At 64.4% G+C, this 17,553-nt stretch carries 14 protein-coding genes; 3 read left to right on the top strand and 11 right to left on the bottom strand.

Annotated features, from left to right (window positions below):
* Window positions 1-15: 15 nt before the first annotated feature.
* Together VC212_RS04600 and VC212_RS04595 are read right to left on the bottom strand one after the other, a co-directional pair.
* Entirely contained in the window at window positions 16-1,419 is a 1,404-nt protein-coding gene (locus VC212_RS04600) for a nicotinate phosphoribosyltransferase (protein ID WP_055850652.1), read from the bottom strand.
* 125 nt (window positions 1,420-1,544) lie between these two features.
* Window positions 1,545-2,600 carry a bifunctional nicotinamide-nucleotide adenylyltransferase/Nudix hydroxylase gene (locus VC212_RS04595; protein WP_055850650.1) on the bottom strand — a complete coding sequence of 352 codons (1,056 nt, stop codon included), beginning with the start codon at window positions 2,598-2,600 and terminating at the stop codon, window positions 1,545-1,547.
* A gap of 167 nt (window positions 2,601-2,767) precedes the next feature.
* Between VC212_RS04595 and VC212_RS04590 the strand changes: the two genes are divergently transcribed.
* Window positions 2,768-3,634 carry an endonuclease/exonuclease/phosphatase family protein gene (locus VC212_RS04590; RefSeq protein ID WP_323514344.1) on the top strand — a complete coding sequence of 289 codons (867 nt, stop codon included), beginning with the start codon at window positions 2,768-2,770 and terminating at the stop codon, window positions 3,632-3,634.
* Between the two features lie 54 nt (window positions 3,635-3,688).
* Here VC212_RS04590 and VC212_RS04585 read toward each other — a convergent pair whose 3' ends face one another.
* Entirely contained in the window at window positions 3,689-4,573 is an 885-nt protein-coding gene (locus VC212_RS04585) for a LysR substrate-binding domain-containing protein (RefSeq protein WP_115512601.1), read from the bottom strand.
* A gap of 175 nt (window positions 4,574-4,748) precedes the next feature.
* On the opposite strand from VC212_RS04585, the gene VC212_RS04580 reads away from it, so the two are divergent.
* A complete protein-coding gene (locus tag VC212_RS04580; RefSeq protein ID WP_323514345.1) occupies window positions 4,749-5,492 on the top strand; it encodes a sulfite exporter TauE/SafE family protein in 744 nt (247 codons plus the stop codon).
* Window positions 5,493-5,677: 185 nt separating this feature from the next.
* Here VC212_RS04580 and VC212_RS04575 read toward each other — a convergent pair whose 3' ends face one another.
* From VC212_RS04575 to VC212_RS04555, 5 genes are all read right to left on the bottom strand, one after another.
* Entirely contained in the window at window positions 5,678-7,837 is a 2,160-nt protein-coding gene (locus tag VC212_RS04575) for a carboxy terminal-processing peptidase (protein ID WP_193552426.1), read from the bottom strand.
* 359 nt (window positions 7,838-8,196) lie between these two features.
* Window positions 8,197-9,210, bottom strand: coding sequence for a lipoyl synthase (gene lipA, locus VC212_RS04570; protein WP_055850638.1), 1,014 nt, complete (start codon window positions 9,208-9,210; stop codon window positions 8,197-8,199).
* Window positions 9,211-9,224: 14 nt separating this feature from the next.
* A complete protein-coding gene (gene lipB, locus VC212_RS04565) occupies window positions 9,225-9,923 on the bottom strand; it encodes a lipoyl(octanoyl) transferase LipB (protein WP_055850636.1) in 699 nt (232 codons plus the stop codon).
* Complete coding sequence (locus VC212_RS04560) at window positions 9,911-10,189, bottom strand: YbeD family protein (protein WP_055850635.1); 279 nt, start codon at window positions 10,187-10,189, stop codon at window positions 9,911-9,913. The genes lipB and VC212_RS04560 overlap by 13 nt, the downstream gene beginning before the upstream one ends.
* Window positions 10,190-10,456: 267 nt before the next feature.
* The gene (locus VC212_RS04555) at window positions 10,457-11,446 is read right to left on the bottom strand and encodes a CsgG/HfaB family protein (RefSeq protein ID WP_055850633.1); all 990 of its coding nucleotides are present in this window, start codon (window positions 11,444-11,446) and stop codon (window positions 10,457-10,459) included.
* A gap of 304 nt (window positions 11,447-11,750) precedes the next feature.
* On the opposite strand from VC212_RS04555, the gene VC212_RS04550 reads away from it, so the two are divergent.
* Window positions 11,751-12,812, top strand: coding sequence for a lipid A deacylase LpxR family protein (locus tag VC212_RS04550; RefSeq protein WP_055850630.1), 1,062 nt, complete (start codon window positions 11,751-11,753; stop codon window positions 12,810-12,812).
* 408 nt (window positions 12,813-13,220) lie between these two features.
* Here the strand turns inward: VC212_RS04550 and VC212_RS04545 are convergent, their stop codons facing one another.
* From VC212_RS04545 to mltB, 3 genes are all read right to left on the bottom strand, one after another.
* A complete protein-coding gene (locus VC212_RS04545) occupies window positions 13,221-14,426 on the bottom strand; it encodes a D-alanyl-D-alanine carboxypeptidase family protein (protein WP_055850627.1) in 1,206 nt (401 codons plus the stop codon).
* Window positions 14,427-14,680: 254 nt separating this feature from the next.
* The gene (locus VC212_RS04540) at window positions 14,681-16,081 is read right to left on the bottom strand and encodes a septal ring lytic transglycosylase RlpA family protein (RefSeq protein ID WP_055850623.1); all 1,401 of its coding nucleotides are present in this window, start codon (window positions 16,079-16,081) and stop codon (window positions 14,681-14,683) included.
* The gene (mltB, locus tag VC212_RS04535) at window positions 16,078-17,217 is read right to left on the bottom strand and encodes a lytic murein transglycosylase B (protein WP_055850620.1); all 1,140 of its coding nucleotides are present in this window, start codon (window positions 17,215-17,217) and stop codon (window positions 16,078-16,080) included. The genes VC212_RS04540 and mltB overlap by 4 nt, the downstream gene beginning before the upstream one ends.
* Window positions 17,218-17,553: the final 336 nt, after the last annotated feature.

Genomic DNA, 17,553 nt, shown 5'->3' with positions numbered 1-17,553 from the left:
CCTGCGTGCAACCCGTCAGCGCCGGGCGGCATCGGCACGCTCGCGTACCTGCTGCAACGTCCATTCCTGCTGCATCGCGCCGTTTTCCCACACCGTCACCAACGCATCGTCGCTGTCGGTGCTGGCGGCTACCTCGTCGAGCAACGCACTGCGGTAACTGCCATCGCGACGGTCGCGCAGCAGGGTCAGCCGGCCGCGCTTGCTCTGCTTGCCCTGGTCGGTGATCGGGTCCTTGTAGACGTCGATCCACTGCCCATCTACACGCACTGCCGAGCACTTCAACGCAAACTTCTGCGTATCGCGGTCCACCTTCTGCAGCAATGCACCACCCATACCGAAGGCGACGTTGTCGGCGGCATAACCGGCTGCAGTGATGCGCTCCAGAATGGCGCGCAACGACTGCGGATTGATGCCGTCACCCTGGATCACGCGCACATGGTTGAGCACCTTGTAGCCCTTGCCGTTGACCTGATGCCCAAAGGCCTCGTCCAGCAATAGCAGGCACTGTTCGACCACATCCACCGGGTCGCCGGAATCGGGGCGGATCACCACCGTCGCGCCGGAGGCGATGATCTCTTCCCGCAAGGTGGTGCCCCAATGCTCGCGAATGGCGCGATAGATGTCGTAGCTGTCGGACACCACGGCCACGATGGAACCCGGGTGCGCGAATTGCGTGAGCATGTTGCGGTACGCATCCACCTCGCGCTCGCGGCCCCAACTGGTGATGGTGCTGTGTTCGGCGGCGGGAATCGAAAACCCCGCAACCGGCGTGTGGTAATGCGCGCGTGCCAGCAGCAAGGCAGACAGGGTATCGGTGCCGAGGAAGTTCACCAGATGCGCGGCGCCACCGAGGGCCGCCGAGCCCAGACTGGACACACCGCGCGCACCAAAGTCGTGCAGTTTGAAAGGCAACTGGCCTTCTGGATCGTCGCTGGTGCGCTCCAGGTAATCGCGCACGATCTGCTTCACCTGCCAGCTCACCGTGGCCACCGTCACCGGGTACCACACGCGCAGCAACAAGGTTTCCAGATACGACGGCACCCAGAACGCCTTGGCGTCGGTGGATTCGATCGTCATCAACACGTTGTGCGTCGGCACCACCTCACCTTCGGGCACCGCACGGATACGGATCGGCAACTGCCCGCCAAGGCGGTCGACGATATCGCGCCAGCCGACTTCGTTGAACGGCTCGCCATGCGCGGCCAGCAAGGCCTTGGCATCGTCGATGTCGGCGTGGGTCACCGGACGGTTGATGGCTTCTTTCAGGATCGACTGCAGACCGAAGAACACGGTCTGGTCGTACACGCCGCCGCGCGATTCGACATAGAAAAACGAGGCATCGGTGCCGGGCGGATACTGCAGCCAGTGGCTGGCCTTGTAGCTATCGGTATTGAGCAGCAGGTTATCGAGGTAATGCATGACGGAAGCTCCTTCGCGTCGGGAAAACCAGCGGTCTGTCCGCCGGTGGGAGGTCGTGATTCAAGCAAGACGCATCGACGTGACCGACGCCGGTCGGCAGCGGCACGCAGGCGATGACGTCGCGCTCAGCCACGACCCAGGAAGAATTCAAGAATATGCAGGTGGTCTTCGTACAGGCGCGGGCCCATCGCCATGACTTCGGCAATCGGAATCCAGCGCGCCTTGTCGGCATCGTCGCCACCGCGCACCGCGGGCAACTCACCGGCCGGAAATTCGAAATGGAATGCGTGGGTAATGGTGCGCCCGCGCAGGCTGCGCTCGGGGTGATCGAAGACCTGGCGTCCGCGCAACGAACCCTTGAGCACCGGCACAGGGACCTTGAGCCGTGTTTCCTCGCGCAGCTCGCGCAAGCAGCTGTCCAGCAGCCCTTCTTCCTGGGCAACGAAACCGCCCGGCAGTGCCCATAACCCCTTGCCCGGCTCGGCGCGCCGCCGCACCAGCAGCACGTGCCCGGAATGCACCACCACTGCATCGGTGGTCACGAAGGTCGGTGCATACGGCGCATCCTTCCAGGCCGCGCGGTACTGCTCGATGAAGCGGTATTCCGCCACCAGTTGCGCGTAGCTGGGCGAATTGCGGCGGAACGCTTCCAGCATCTCGTACACCGGCGCCGGCACATTGCCGCGTAGCATCAGCAACCCGCCATGAAAACCGATGTCGCCAGCCTCGAACAGATAACGGCGCAACTCGGTGGCCGACAACGTGGCGGTATGTTGCACGTCTTCCAGCGGCCACTGCGGAAACTCACGCAGGTAATAACTGCTGGCGTCCTTGTCCATGCCGATCAGGCCGATGCGCGCATCGAGCGTGCCACCATCGGCGTGCACCACTTCGGCAACCTGGCGCTGCACTTCGGCAATCCACAGGCTTTCGTTATACAGATGGTCGCGCAACGGACGCAGGATCAAACGCTCGCTCTCGCCCGGCAATGCGGACTCGATCATCACTGCGCGTTCGGCAACGGTCCAGGGGTTGCGGATGGTGCGTGGTGTGTCGGCCGAGCCGATCAACACAATGAGCTTGCTCGCTTTGCCCAGCGCGTGGCGGGCGACGGCAGCGTGGCCGTTATGAAAGGGCTCGAAACGCCCGATAAACACAAGATAGTCGTACTGTGCTGCCATGAGAATCCCTCACGGTTGAGTGGTCAGTCAGCGGTCTCTCCGCTGGCTTGCTGCAAATGCTACGCCGATAGATGGCCGCGTCAAGCGTGTTTGTTCAATCGCGCGCCGACACACTATGTCATGCACGCGGACTAGACTTGGCGGCTGGCCATTCCGGAATCCATCGCATGCCACAGCAGTCCCTTCGCGCTGTCTCTCGGCCATTGCTCGCTGTCATCGCCCTGCTGTGCATGACGCTGTCTGCATGGGCTGCACCTGCACCTGCGCCATTGCGGGTGATGTCGTTCAACGTGCGTGTGCCGGTAGACACCGACGGCGACAAGCGCTGGTCGGTACGACGCACGGCCATGGTCGAGCTGATCAAGCACACCCATCCCGATGTCTTCGGCACCCAGGAGTTGGTGCAGGATCAGGCGCAGTATCTGGCGTCGCAGTTGCCTGCTTACCGCTGGTTCGGCAAGGGCCGCCGCGCCGATGGCAGCGATGAGCATATGGGCGTGTTCTACGATAGCCACGCGCTGTCGGTCGTGGAATCGGGCGATTTCTGGCTGTCCGACACCCCCGACGTGCCCGGCAGCAGCAGCTGGAACACCGACCTGCCGCGCATGGTCACCTGGGCCTTGTTCGAGCGCCGCAGCGACAAGCACCGTTTTTATCTGTTGAACACCCATCTGCCGCACCGCGACCAGGATGAGGCAGCGCGCGAACAAGGTGCGCGCATGATCCTGTCGCGTATCGCAAGCTTGCCGGCAGATGTTCCGGTGGTGCTGACCGGCGATTTCAACAGCAATCCCGATCAGGGCACCTACCGCACGCTCACCGCAACGCTTAAAGACGCACGCGCCAGCGTGGCGACGCCGCAAGGCCCCGAAAAGACGTTCCAGGACTTCAGCACCCGCCCGACTCGGCGCATCGACTGGATCCTGTTTCGCGGTCTGACACCGACACGCTTCACCACGCTGGACGCACGTCCTGGCGGTGTCCTGCCGTCGGACCACTACCCGGTGTTGGCCGAATTCGCCTGGCCGCGTTGATCGCGCCGGCAAGGTGACACTGTCACGATGCCGGCCTGTCTGACGGTACGCAGGTCAGTCGCGTTGCAGACAATCGACCAGCGCTTGCAGGATGGGCGACGACGCAGACGCGTGAGGCAGCACGATCGAAAGTTGCCGAGGTGCCCAGGCTTCATCCAAGGGCACCGTGCCCAGCTGATCGCGCACGCATGAGCGCTGCACTGCGGCGTTCGGAAGAATTGCCATGCCCATGCCTTGCGCGAGCATGCGGCACAACGCGTCGATCCCTTGTACCTTTGCACGCATGCGCACCTGCGCGCCGGCCCGGTTCATTTGCACGCGCAGATGCCGTTGCAATGCGCTGTCGCCAGCCAGCCCCAGCATGTCCATTCCCGCGAGTTCGCTCAATCGCAACGTCGAGGCGCCGGCCAGTGGATGAGTGGCAGCCATCACCAGCACCAGCCGATCCTCACGGAACGGCAGCACCTGCAGCCCACTTACGTCGGCATGGCCTGCGACCACGGCGATGTCGGCGCGCTCCTCGCGCACCGCATCGGCCGCCTCGTCGCTCCCCTGCTCGGTCAGCGCCAGATCCAGCTGTGGATGTGCGATGAGAAACTCCGCCAGCCGTTCGGGCAGCCATGCCGACAGCGCCGCAGTATTGGCCGCCAGCCGCAGCGTCACCTGCCCGCCGCCGCCATAGCCGCCCAGCTCCAGCTGCAACGCCTCGGTCTGGCGTTGCAATTGCCGTGCGTGCCGCAGCAACACGCCACCGGCCGGGGTCAGGCTGACACCGCGGCGCCCGCGTTCCAGCAGGGCGGCGCCCACTTGCACCTCCAGCGCGCGAATCCGTGCGCTGGCAGCCGCCAACGACAACGCCGCGCGCTGCGCACCGGCAGTGATGCTGCCCGCCTCGACCACCGCAATGAACAACCGTAAATCCACAAATTCCAGATGCATGACCGCTCCCCAAGCACGTGTACGTCAATCGAAGTGCACTCGCCGCCGACGAAGCCGGCCAGCCCATTGATCCTTCTACGGTGGGCATCTTATGCCTCAGCCTTCGCCTCAACCGAAGCCTGCATCAAACAATCACGCATTGTGTGGCGCAAAACACGCCCGGATCCTTGCCTGCATGCAGACCTTGCACTCCCACTGGTATCTGATCGCAGGCATTTTTTTGCTGGCTGGCTGGGTCAAGGGCGTGGCCGGGATGGGCTTGCCGACTGTTGCAATGGGGCTGCTGGGTCTTTGGCTGACGCCTGCCGAGGCAGCGGCATTACTCGCACTGCCTTCGCTTGTGACGAATGTGCAGCAAGCCTGGGGGCCAGACACGCCAACCCTGCTGCGACGTCTGTGGCCATTGCTGGCAACCGTGACACTCGGTACCTGGCTGAGCGCGGGGGTGCTGACAGGCGCTGATCCCACTCTAGTCCGCGCCGGGTTGGGCGTGCTGCTGGCGCTGTATGCCTTGCTTGGGCTGGCGCGCCGACACTGGACGATGCAGGCGCATCACGAACGCTGGGCAGGACCGTTGGCCGGACTATCCACCGGTCTGTTGAGTGGCGCCACCGGGGTGTTCGTGCTGCCATCGCTGCCCTACCTCACCGCACTGCAACTGCCGCGCGAGCTGTTGATCCGGTCTCTTGGCTGGTGCTTCGGAGTGGCGACGCTGGCGCTGGCCAGTGCCCTTGCCTGGCACGGCGCGCTTCCCGGCACGGCGATCGCTCCGTCGATGTGGGCGCTGCTGCCCACCGCCATCGGCATGTGGCTGGGCGCCTGGGTGCGCAATCGCATTTCCGCCGATACGTTTCGGCGCTTTTTTTTCGCCACGTTGCTGGTGCTCGGCCTGCAAGGCGTTTGGCAGGCATTGGCGTAAAGCCACCTCGGAGGCAATGACGCGTTGCACGACACACCGGCACGGTAGCCAGCCAATCGATCAGCTGTCAAACCCGCCTGCGGTGCCGTGCCCGATATGCAAGGGGTGGCCAACAAAAACGCCACCGCAGTGCGGTGGCGTTCTTTACTTCAACCCAATGCTGTCGCCAGGTGCTCAGGGAACGATCAGTCAGCCCAACGTCCCGGCGCTGTGGACTGAGGTAGCACCTGCGCCGACAGCGGCTGATCCTGCACGAGCAGGCCCAGCGCATCGGCGAGAATCGCGGCAGATTCGTGCAGCAGCGGATCGGGACGCTTTTCCGCCGCCTTCTCGCGTGCCGTGTCCTTGACGATGTCACGCTCGTTGCCGGTCAGGCCGTCATCGCTGTCATCGGCAAGCGGATCGAGCGGCAAGCCCAGCTGCTTGCGCACCTGCTGGCGATCCTTGCGCTGCTGGTCCTGCTTCTGACGCTCGGCAACACGCTCGGCTTCGTTCAACGAGATGTACTTCTTGGCCTTCTCGTCGCGGAACTGCTTGACGTCCTCTTCCCACCACTGGAACTCCTTGTCGGTAGCGATGCGCGCAGTGTGCAGCGTCTGCAACTTGGGCAGCAGCGGTGCGAAGTTGCCGTACTGGGTGTGCGGTGCGGCAGCGATACGCGTCCACGGCAGCGCGTTGTCGTAGGTGCTTTCACCGAACTCGGTGGCATCCACGCTAGCCGGGAACGCGATGTCCGGCACCACGCCCTTGTGCTGCGTGCTGGAGCCGCTGACACGGAAGAACTGCGCAATCGTCAGCTTGACCTGTCCATAGCGCTGGCCTTCGGCAGCCGGCCAACGGTCCAGGTCGACGATGTTCTGCACGGTGCCCTTGCCGAAGCTGGTTTCGCCGATCACCAGGCCGCGACCGTAATCCTGGATCGCACCGGCAAAGATTTCCGATGCCGAGGCCGAGCCACGGTTGATCAACACGCCCAGCGGACCATCCCAGGCGACCTTGGGATTGCTGTCGCCATTGACGGTCACGCGGCCACCGGATTCGCGCACCTGCACTACCGGACCCTGCTCGATGAACAGGCCGGTGAGCTCGATCGCTTCGTCCAGCGAACCGCCACCGTTGTTGCGCAGGTCCAGCACCACGCCGTCGACCTTGTCGGTCTTGAAGCCAGCCAGCAGCTTGGCGACATCGCGCGTTGCGGACGCGTAATCGGTCGCGTTACGGCGGCGGCCTTCGAAATCCTGATAGAAGCCCGGCAGCTTGATGATGCCGATGCGACGTTCCGGTTCGCTGCCCTTGGCCGGCAGGGTGATCGTCTCGCCCTTGGCCGCCTGTTCGGCCAGACGCACCTTCTGACGGGTCAGGGTCACCATGCGGTGCTTGCCGTCGATGCCCGACTCGGCCGGAATGTACTCCAGGCGCACCTGGGTATCCTTGCTGCCGCGGATCTTGGCCACCACATCGTCGATGCGCCAGCCGATCACATCTTCGATCGCGCCGGACTTGGCCTGCCCCACGCCGACGATGCGATCGCCCGGCTTGAGCGTGCCATCCACCGCCGCCGGACCACCCGGGATCACCTCGCGGATCACCACCATGTCGTCCTGCTTCTGCAGTTGCGCGCCGATGCCTTCCAGCGACAGCGACATCTGCTGGTTGAACGTCTCTGCAGTGCGCGGGGTGAAGTAATCGGTGTGCGGGTCGACTGCGTTGGTGTACGCGTTGACGAAGGACTGGAACACATTCTCGCCGGTCAGCTGCTTCACCGAATCGGCGAGCGCGGCATAGCGCTTGTCCAGGGTCTTTCGGATCTCATCAGGCTTCTTGCCGGCCAGCTTCAGACGCAGCCAGTCGTTCATCACCGACTGCCGCCACAGCACATCCAGCTGTTTGTCGTCCGACGCCCACGGCACGTCCTTGCGGTCGTACTCGAACTTGTCGCTACCGTTGAAATCGAAGTCCTGCTTGAGCAGGTCGCGCGCGTATTTGACGCGCTGATCGACGCGCTTTTTGTAGACCGCAAACACCTGAAACGCCGGCTCCAGGTTGCCGCCGCGCAACGCGTCGCCCACGCCGGCCTGCAGCGGCGCAAAGCCATCGATATCGGCCTGGGTAAAGAACTGTTTGCCGCCATCCAGCGATTCCAGATAGCGCTTGAAGACGTCCTTGGACATCCCCTCGTCCAGCGTCCGCGGACGGTAGGCATAGCGACTGTCGGACAGCAGGCCGTAGACAAGTTTGGTCGCCGTCGCCTGATCGGGCGTGGCGGCGGCCGGCAGCGCTGTATCGGCGCGTGCAAGCAAGGCCATCGGAGTGGTCAACACCAGCGCCAGCAGGCCGGCCTTCATGGACGCAGAAACGTTGTAGGTCATCGAATGGCTCTCGGCACAAGGCCGACGAAAGAAAGGCGGTGAACGGATCAGACAGCATGACAGTGCCCAAAGTTGCTGGCGTTGTCATCCGCTGGCTGAATCAGCCTAGCGCCGGGCCTGTATCGGATTGTGAACGCGGCCGTACCTTGTGCTGGCAGCCCCGCAGTCGGAAACGACACGGCCCCGTGCAATGCACAGGGCCGGCGATGAAATAGTTGTCTGGGGCCGCTAGGGCAACACCCGCGCAAGCGAGCGCCCTGATGCCTTCGCAGCTTCGGGTGCTGTTGCGGTCACCTGCTGCGCTGTCCGGGCGCGCGTCGAGCGCCCGGTGTCGCTCAGGCAGCGACGCCGGCGCCGGCAGCCTGCCGATCGGCGTGATACGACGAGCGCACCATCGGGCCGGAGGCCACGTGGCTGAAGCCCAGTGCGTTGCCGTAGTCTTCCAGCGCCTTGTATTCCTCCGGCGTCCAGTAGCGCATCACCGGGTGATGGTGCGGCGTCGGCTGCAGGTACTGACCGATCGTGATCATGTCCACATCGTGCGCACGCAGATCGCGCAAGGTGGCCTGCACCTGCTCCATCGTTTCGCCCAGGCCGAGCATGATGCCGGACTTGGTGGCGATGGACGGATGCTGCGCCTTGAAGCGCTGCAGCAGCGTCAGCGACCACTGGTAATCCGCACCGGGGCGCACGTTCGGATACAGGTCCGGCACGGTTTCGATGTTGTGGTTGAACACGTCCGGCGGGCTCAGCGCCAGAATTTCCAGCGCACGGTCCATGCGGCCCTTGCCGCGGAAATCCGGGGTCAGGATCTCGATACGGGTCTTGGGCGAACTGGCCCGGATGGCCGTGATGCAGTCCACAAAATGCTGGGCACCGCCGTCGCGCAGATCGTCGCGGTCAACGCTGGTCACCACCACATACTTCAGGCCCATATCGGCAACCGTGGTGGCCAGGCTTGCCGGCTCGCTGGCGTCCGGCGGCTTGGGCCGGCCGTGCGCCACATCGCAGAACGAGCACCGCCGCGTGCACACCTCGCCCAGAATCATGAAGGTCGCGGTGCCATGGCTGAAGCACTCGTGGATGTTCGGGCAGCTGGCCTCTTCGCACACCGTGACCAGACGGTTCTCGCGCAACTTGGCCTTGAGGTTCTGCACCGCGTTGCCGGACGGAATCCGCACGCGGATCCACGACGGTTTACGCAGTACCGGCGCGTCCACAAACTGCACCGGCGAGCGGTTGATCTTGTCGCCACCGATCTGCTTGACGCCGGTCTGCAGCGGCGCAGGCGCGGCGGTGTCGCCGGAGACGACCTGCAAGGGGATGGAACGGGCGATAGGCTGGGTCATGACGGTACGGGCGCTCAGGCCGGAAGCGAAAGGTCGGGCATTGCGGAGGCGGGGTGCAGCGTCAGGCCGAACTGGCGGGCCAGCTGATCGAGCAGCACTGCCTTGACGGCGTTCATCCCTGAGGGGCCGCCCAAGTCTAGCACCGAGGTCACCTGCAGGCCCTCGTAGCCGCACGGGTTGATGCGGTGGAACGGCTCCAGGTCCATGGCCACGTTGAACGACAACCCATGGAAGGTGCAGCCGCGCCGCACCCGGATACCAAGCGCGGCAATCTTGGCGTCACCGACGTACACGCCCGGCGCGCCATCGCGGCGTTCGGCCACGATATTCCACTCGTCCAGCGTGTCGATCAGTGCCTGCTCGATCTTGCACACGTAATCGCGCACGCCAATCTTGAGCCGGCGCAGATCCAGCAGCGGATAGACCACCAGCTGGCCAGGGCCGTGATAGGTCACCTGACCGCCACGATCCACCTGCAGCACCGGAATGTCGCCGGGTGCCAGCACGTGCTCCGGTTTGCCGGCCTGGCCCAGCGTGAACACTGGCGCATGTTCGACCACCCACACCTCGTCGGCGGTGTGCACGTCACGCGCATCGGTGAAACGCTGCATTGCACGCCACACCGGCAGATAGTCCTGCTGCCCGAGGTCGCGCAACGGTGCGGGCGGGATCGAGGCAGCGAGCACCGCAGGTTCGGCCGCTAAAGCGTCCACTTCACTTCCGGGTGATCGCGCAGTGCCTGATGCGCCGCGTCGAACTGCTCCCGGCTCTCGGCACGGAAGCCGATCTTGACCGAGACGTATTTGCCGCTGGAAGAGTGCTTCCAGCTGATGCTTTCCTGCAGCAGCTCCACGCCGGTGGCAGCGAGCAGACGTGGCAATTCGGTTTCCAGACCGCGCTCGGCTGCGCCCATAGCGCTGAGCTCGAAGGTACCGGGAAACTGGAAGCCGTGATCGGGGTTGTCGGTGCTGATATCCATCGCCCCATTATCGGGCCGGTGGAGGGCAAACCCAAGTGTGCGTTCCCCGAAACGATAAGCGGAGCCACGTGCATGGCACGGGCTCCGCTCGTCCCGCCAGACAGTGAGCGACTGGCGGGGTTGTTCAACGATGGCGTTCGACAGCGAAGCGAGACATCCGCTAAATCAGACTGCGCCCGAAGGCCAGATGCGCGCGCGGCGCACCTGGATTTTTAACGCTCGCCTGACTTTCTGACACAGCCGAACACATCCGGCCGAGGCCTGTGCTTACTTGGACAGTTCCAGCATGGCCGACGACACCCAGCCACGGTTCCCCATCTCGTCTTCGACTTCCCACATGACGCCTTCCTTGGTGCCGGTGGGATACAGCATCATGCCCGGCTCCAGCGTGCGCACTGCTGCGCCGGAGCCCTTGGCGTTAGCCAACAGACGCCCTGCGCGGGTCACGGTGACCGCCTGCTGGGTGTTGGACGCCGCCGCATTGCCGGACAGCCCGCCCAGCTGGGTGACGATGTCGGTATAGGCCTGCAGATACGCCAGCGTGATGACCTGGCCAATTTCGGTATTGGCATAACCGCCAACGCCAGCCGCGCCTAAACCGCCGCCAGTGAACAGGCCGCCCGCCCCGCCCCAGCCCATGTCGGTCTTCTTGGCGTTACCTTCGGCCATGGCGACCTGTTCGGAGGAGCGCACATCGGTGACGGTCAGCGCTACGTCAGCAGTCTTCTTGGTGAAATTCAACCCTCCCACCAGAGCGCCTGCATTACCGCCCACCAGGCCGCCCAGCAAACCTGCAACCGCACTGCCGCCAGCATTGCTGTTCTGCGAAATGAGGTCTGGCGTCATCACATAGTCGGCCGCGCGGATCTGACCTTTACCGATGTTGGAACGCGCACGCAGATCGCCACTGGCCGCCATCTCGCGCTCGCGCTGCGATGCAGCCATGCCCGCGCCGCGGTCCACCAGGGTGAAGCAGCGTGACTTGTTGACAAACACCTTGATCAACTTGGATGGCGCCGGCAGCTGCTGCCCCGTCCACCAGTTGACTGCGTCTTCCGGCTCGATGACCGACAGGCTGCCCAGCGGCTTGGTGCACACCGGGATCTCCGCAACGCCTTGTTTGCGTTGGTCCTGCGCGGAGCCCTTGCCCTTGAAGGCATCCTTGAAGCCGGCCGATGCCGGCGCGCTGACGCTAGCCAATGCAATGCCCAGCACGCCGGACAGTACAGCTGCGCTCACAGAAATCGTCTTGCTCATGTTTATTCCCCCTGACACCTGCGCTGCCGTCGGCGAACGCGATCCGTTGGTGATGAAATGGCCTGTGAGGGCCGCCGTTCCTTGGGGCTTCTTTCCCCGGGGGCGGATCATATGCTATTCGCGCGCGCTTTTCATCGCTACCAGGTCGCAGTGTCGGCATGTCTCAGACAGAACGGACCGCTGCCTGGGATAGCGTCGCCCAAGTGCAGCCCTCGGGGCATCATGACCGGTACGTTCACGCGGCGCAGCCGCTGGCGCAGGCACCTTTGCACCATCCCGTCCCTCCTACTCCCCCAGGCCTTCCATGCTCCGACCGCGCGCGTTGTCTGCTGCCTTGCTGCTCTCTCTCACCGGGCTGTCGATGCCGGCCATCGCTGCGGATCAGTGCGATTCCAGCCGACTGGGGCGCACGCCGCCAGCGGTCAATTTCCGGGTCGACAACGATTTGTTCGGCGGGGAGGACCAGGACCAGGGATATTCCAACGGTGCGGTGCTGACGCTGGTCTCGCCCAACCTGGTCGACTACACCGACGACCCGTGCCTGCCGCGCACCGCGCGCTGGGTCAACAGCTACCTGGAGCGGCTGCACCCAGGCGAGTTCGATCAGCAGAACATGGTGTTTTCGATCGGCCAGGCAATCTTTACGCCGACCGATTACACCCGTCGCGACGTGATCCCGGAGGACCGCCCGTATGCGGGCATCCTGTTGGCGAGCTTCGGCTACAACGCGCGCAACGATGCGCACCTGCGGACCACGCAGCTGCAGATTGGCGTGGTCGGCCCGTGGGCCCTTGCCGAGGAGGCGCAGGATGCGATCCACGATGCGCTGGGCGACGAGAAATTCCAGGGTTGGGACAATCAGCTGCATAACGAGCCGCTGATCAATCTGGTGCACGAACGTATGCGCCGGTGGCCGGCCGATGCCAGCGGCAACGCCGATGGATTCGGTTGGGATTTCATCTCGCACTGGGGCGGGGCGGTCGGCAACATGGCCACGCATCTGAACGCCGGTGGCGAAGCGCGTTTTGGCTGGAAACTGCCGGACGACTTCGGCAGCACCCCCACCCGCCCGGCGGGCGAAAACACTGCGCCGAGCCGGCTGGGACGTTCCAGTGGCTGGTCGAGCCATCTGTTCGTGACCACCGACGCGCGCTGGGTGATCCGCGATATCACCCTGGACGGCAACACCTTCCGCAACAGCCACAGCGTGGACAAGCGCCCGTTCGTGGGCGATGTCGGCTACGGCCTGGCCGTGATGTACGGCCGGTGGAAGTTCGCCCTCGCCCGCTACCACCGCACCCGCGAATTCGAGACCCAACGCGAAACCCCGGTGTACGGCAGCTTCACGATCAGTCGGATGCTTTGAGGGCTGGGATTGGGGAGTCGGGATTGGGGATTCGTTAGAGCGGGCTGCTGGGGCTTTGCGATGGTCGGCAGCCTGATCGAGAGCGGGGATTGGAGAGTTGGGACTGGGGATTCGCCGAAGCGGGCCGCTGGGGATTTGCACCTGCTTTTGCTCTTGCCAATCTCGAATCCCTAATCACCGCCAACAAAAAGCCAGCTTTTTTGGTTGAACCATTCGGATTGCTGCCGCATCCACATAGCCAGCTTCTCGTTTAAGCAGATGCGTCTGGTCAGGGATTAGGGAGTCAGGATTGGGATTAGTCCGAGCGGCTGCGGTTGCGTTGCATCTGCTCTGGCTGTTGCGAATCCCGAATGCCAAATCCCTAATCCCAGAAACAAAAAGCCGGCTTTCGCCGGCTTTTTGCTGCACTTATTCCGATTCCCACCACATCCAGAACGAATCCCAGAGGCGCTTGAAGAAGCCGCCCTCCTCCACCGCGTTGATGGCGACCAGCGGGGCCTGGGCGATGATCTTGCCGTCGAGGCTGACCTTCACGGTGCCGACCTGCTGGCCCTTCTTGATGGGCGCTTCGAGATTCTTGGCCACGTCCATGCTGGGCTTGAGGTCGTTGTAGCGGCCGCGTTGCAGGCTGACCAGCAATGGCTGCGCCACGCCCAGCTGCACTTCGTCCTGCTCGCCCTTCCAGACCTTCTGCTTGGTCACGACCTTGCCGGGCGCGTACAGGCTGTGGGTTTCGAAGAAGCGGAACCCCCAGTTGAGCAGAGCCAGGCTGTCAGTGGCGCGTTGTTCTTCAGAGGTGTCGCCCATGACCACCGCGATCAGGCGCTGGTCGCCGCGCTTGGCCGAGCTCAGCAGGCAGTAGCCGGCCTCGGAGGTGTGGCCGGTCTTGATGCCGTCCACCGCCGGGTCGCGCCACAGCAGCCGGTTACGGTTGCTCTGCTTGATGGTGCCGACCTGGAATTCCTTGATCTTGTTGTAGGCGTAGGTTTCCGGGTAATCGCGCACCATCGCGCGGCCCAGCATCGCCAGGTCGTAGGCGGTGGAATGATGGCCTTCGGCACTCAACCCATGCGCATTGACGAAGTACGAATTCTTCATGCCGATCTTGGCGGCGTAGCTGTTCATCAGCGAGGCGAAGGCTTCTTCGCTACCGGCCACATGCTCGGCCAGCGCAATCGCGGCATCGTTGCCGGACTGGATGGCCATGCCCTTTTCCATGTCTTCCAGACGCGCGGTCTGGTTGACCGGGAAGCCGCTATAGCTGCCATCGGTGCCGGCGCCGCCCTCGCGCCAGGCGCGCTCGCTCATCATGACCTGGTCGTCGCGCTTGACCTTGCCGTTCTTGATTTCCGCGGCCACCACGTAGGACGTCATCACCTTGGTGATGCTGGCCGGTGCCAACTGCTGATGGATGTTGTCGCCGGCGAGCACCTGCCCGGTGGCGTAGTCCATCAGGATCCAGGATTTGGACACGGCCGGCGCGGGTGCGGGCGGAACCGGCAGTGCAGCCGGCGCGGCAGCCACAGCGGGAGTCGGCTGCGGCGCAGGTGTCTGGGCGCAGACCAGGCCGAAGGCGAACGTGGCCACGGCAGCGGCGGCGAAGCGGAATTTCATTGAAGAACGACTCCTGACGGGCCCGAAGGCTGGGTAATACGAAATTGTAAGGTGCGATGAAGATTCAAGCGACGCGCGCAGGGACCGGCGCGCCTCCACAGTTCAGCGTGACTGCTGGCGTACCGCGCGGGACGCGCGCCGCACCGACGCCGCAGCGCGCCTAGCGGAACCACGCTGTCGCGCGGTTGGACGCAAGCGCCGTGTATCAGACCCGCTCGCTGGATGGCGGCTAACCACGGCATAACGGTCTGTGCTCAGTTGGCGACGATCTGCGGACGTCCAAAGCCCAGGCCGGCAATCCGCTGGGAAATCTCCGATGCGTTTGCGTGGTCGCGTGCGTTGACGCGCAAGCGCCACAGGGTGCGGCCACCGCTGACGATGTCGCTGACGCTGGCACCGGCGATACCGGCCGAGGCCAGCTGCGACAGCGCGCGGTTGGCATTTTCGCGGCTGGCGAAGCTGGCGACCTGCAACAGGATGTCGCCCAGCGCAGCCTCGGCCACGCTGGGTGCCTTGGCCGGCATCGGATCGGGCTTGAGCGGACGCGCAGCCACGCTTTCCGATGCCTTGACCACGGCAACGGCGACCGGTGCGGCGGCAGCTGTGGTTGTCGCGCCGGTCGGTCGCTGCACGGCAGCGGCAGGCTTGCCGGTGGCCACACGCACGCCCTGCGTCTTCATCCAGGCATCGAAGTTGTCGGCATTGCCGGGCTGGCGCGAATCGGCCACGCGATAGCGCCAACGCTCGCCGGCCGCAGTGACCGGTGCTGCAGCAATCGCTACTGCAGACGTGACAACCGCTGTGCCCGCGCCTGTCGTCACCGTGCGCGGCGGAACCGTGCGCGTGGGCAGACGCTGCACCAGACCATCGATCTGGCTGCTGCCCGACGCCGGCCGCGCGGTGGCAACCGCCGTCGTGACCGGCACCTGGCCACGATTGCGCTTGGCCAGCAGGTTGCCGTTATCGGCTTCGGTCAGCCCGCGCACTTCGACATTGCCGGTGCCTCTGCCGGTGATGCCGAGCTTGACCGCGGCGGCGTAGCTGAGGTCGATCACGCGGCCATCGTGAAACGGGCCGCGGTCGTTGACGCGCACCACCACCGAATCGCCGGTGTCGGTATTGGTCACCAGCGCGAAACTGGGCAGCGGCAACGTCTTGTGCGCAGCGGTGAAGGCGTACATGTCGTAGACCTCCTTGTTGGAGGTGAGCCGGCCATGGAATTTGCTGCCGTAATACGAGGCGGTGCCGCGTTCGACATAGTCGCCCGGGTCGTCCATCACCACGTAACGCTTGCCCAGCACTTCATAGGGCGAGCGATTGCCGACCGCCGAGCGCGGCTCGTTGGTGACCAGCGGTTCGGGGATGCAGGCCACGTTGGGCACGTGGTCGGGCGTGGTGTCCTTGACGCCGGGTTTGTACAGGCCGCCGGCGGTGTAGTCGCCGCGCGTGGACGGGTCTTCCTTGGCGGCCGCATACGGCGAGGTCGACGGGCATCCGGTGGCGACGTACGCCGGCCCCTTGCCGTCGATCTTGACGCCCTTGATGGCGCCGCCGCCCTTGGCAGCGACGCTTTTCTTCGGTGCGCTGCTACAGGCCGCCAGGCCGAGCATCAGCGCCATCGGGATCAGCCACTTGGGGCCTGTCATGCTGTTCATGCCGGGGGTAACTCCTTGCCGGCGATGGCCTCGGACAACTGGAACACGGCCATCGCATACATCTTGGAAATGTTGTATCGGGTGATCGCGTAGAAGTTCTGGAAGCCCAGCCAGTACTGCTTGCCGTTGGCGTCGTCCAGGCTGATCGGCGTGGCGGTGCTACCCGCCACCACCGGCGCGCCAGGGTGATACCCGCGCGCAGACAGATCGGCCAGCGTGTACACCGGCGACCAGTCGGTGGGATTGAATTCTTCGCGGCCGGCAGCCAGCGTGGCCGGCACGGCGACTTCACCGCCGCGCACCCAGCCGCCCTTCTTGACGAAGTAATTGGCGATCGAGGCGAACACGTCGTTGTAATCGGTGAACAGATTGCGCTTGCCATCCGCATCGCCATCGACACCGAACTGGCGGTAGCTGGAAGGCATGAACTGGCCCATGCCCATCGCGCCGGCGTAGCTGCCGATCAGGCTGGTGACGTCGAGTTGCTCTTCCTTGCCGAGCGCGAACAATTGGCCGAGTTCATCGCGGAAAAACAGCTCGCGACGCACTTCGCGCTCGAGCTTGGCCGGGTCGCCGCTGCGCGGGTAGCGGAACGCCAGCGTGTACAGCGCATCCAACACGCGGTACTTGCCGGCATTGCTGCCGTAACTGGTTTCCACCCCGATGATGGCCACGATCACCTGCGCCGGCACGCCGGTGGCGGCTTCGACCTTGCTCAGCTCGGCGCGGTGCTCGGCCAGGAATTTGCGGCCCCCATCGATGCGTGCCTGGGTGATGAACATCGGCCGGTATTCGTTCCATGGCTTGACCCGCTCGGCCGGGCGCGACATCGCGGTGACGATGGCGTCCTTGAATTGCGCTTGCGCCAGCACCGCTTCGATCTGTGCGGCGTCGATGCCGTATTTGGCGGCGGTGTCGCGCACGAAGTTGGCACGTGCGATCTCGAACGGCACCGGAGTCAGATCGACCGGCGGTAGTGCAGGCGCTTCGGCGGCGGCACTTGCAGGCGCGACCGGAGCCACGGGCGGCTTGGCCGGAGGCGCACTGGCAGCCGGCGGCGGGGACGGAGGGCTGGGCTGGGTCGCGCAGGCGACAAGGCCGAGGGTGAGCAGGCAGGTCAGAGTGCGTCGAATCATCGGCCGAGGGTAACAGACATCAGATGAACTTCTGGCAATAAGACCATGAAACGAAAAGACTTTAGCCAAAGTCAAGGTCTGCCGCAGCAGGTGGGGCAGTTTGGTGGCTGGGGAATCGGGATTGGGAGCGGCGGCTGGCAGGAGCGGGAGTCCGGCCACAGGGCGCGCTAGCGCGATATGCACCACTGGCATGTGGGTGCCGCGCTAACAACTGGGTGCTCGACGGTGATTGCGATCAGCTGATCGCGGGCGAGATCGCCGCGCTGATGTCAGTGACGCGAAGGCGGCCGTTGCCCCCTTGGAAAGAACCGAAGACAGCTAGCCGGCTTGGCAGCT

Origin of the sequence: Xanthomonas sp. WHRI 8932A, from assembly GCF_035012785.1 — a bacterium.
Classification (GTDB): Bacteria; Pseudomonadota; Gammaproteobacteria; order Xanthomonadales; family Xanthomonadaceae; genus Xanthomonas.
This window is presented reverse-complemented; position numbering and strand designations above follow the sequence as displayed.

Excerpts from the sequence above, each read along its gene's own strand:
- VC212_RS04600 (WP_055850652.1), bottom strand. The coding sequence starts at position 1,419 with ATGCATTACCTCGATAACCTGCTGCTCAATACCGATAGCTACAAGGCC.
- VC212_RS04595 (WP_055850650.1), bottom strand. The coding sequence starts at position 2,600 with ATGGCAGCACAGTACGACTATCTTGTGTTTATCGGGCGTTTCGAGCCC.
- VC212_RS04590 (WP_323514344.1), top strand. The coding sequence starts at position 2,768 with ATGCCACAGCAGTCCCTTCGCGCTGTCTCTCGGCCATTGCTCGCTGTC.
- VC212_RS04585 (WP_115512601.1), bottom strand. The coding sequence starts at position 4,573 with ATGCATCTGGAATTTGTGGATTTACGGTTGTTCATTGCGGTGGTCGAG.
- VC212_RS04580 (WP_323514345.1), top strand. The coding sequence starts at position 4,749 with ATGCAGACCTTGCACTCCCACTGGTATCTGATCGCAGGCATTTTTTTG.
- VC212_RS04575 (WP_193552426.1), bottom strand. The coding sequence starts at position 7,837 with ATGAAGGCCGGCCTGCTGGCGCTGGTGTTGACCACTCCGATGGCCTTG.
- lipA (WP_055850638.1), bottom strand. The coding sequence starts at position 9,210 with ATGACCCAGCCTATCGCCCGTTCCATCCCCTTGCAGGTCGTCTCCGGC.
- VC212_RS04560 (WP_055850635.1), bottom strand. The coding sequence starts at position 10,189 with ATGGATATCAGCACCGACAACCCCGATCACGGCTTCCAGTTTCCCGGT.
- VC212_RS04555 (WP_055850633.1), bottom strand. The coding sequence starts at position 11,446 with ATGAGCAAGACGATTTCTGTGAGCGCAGCTGTACTGTCCGGCGTGCTG.
- VC212_RS04550 (WP_055850630.1), top strand. The coding sequence starts at position 11,751 with ATGCTCCGACCGCGCGCGTTGTCTGCTGCCTTGCTGCTCTCTCTCACC.
- VC212_RS04545 (WP_055850627.1), bottom strand. The coding sequence starts at position 14,426 with ATGAAATTCCGCTTCGCCGCCGCTGCCGTGGCCACGTTCGCCTTCGGC.
- VC212_RS04540 (WP_055850623.1), bottom strand. The coding sequence starts at position 16,081 with ATGAACAGCATGACAGGCCCCAAGTGGCTGATCCCGATGGCGCTGATG.
- mltB (WP_055850620.1), bottom strand. The coding sequence starts at position 17,217 with ATGATTCGACGCACTCTGACCTGCCTGCTCACCCTCGGCCTTGTCGCC.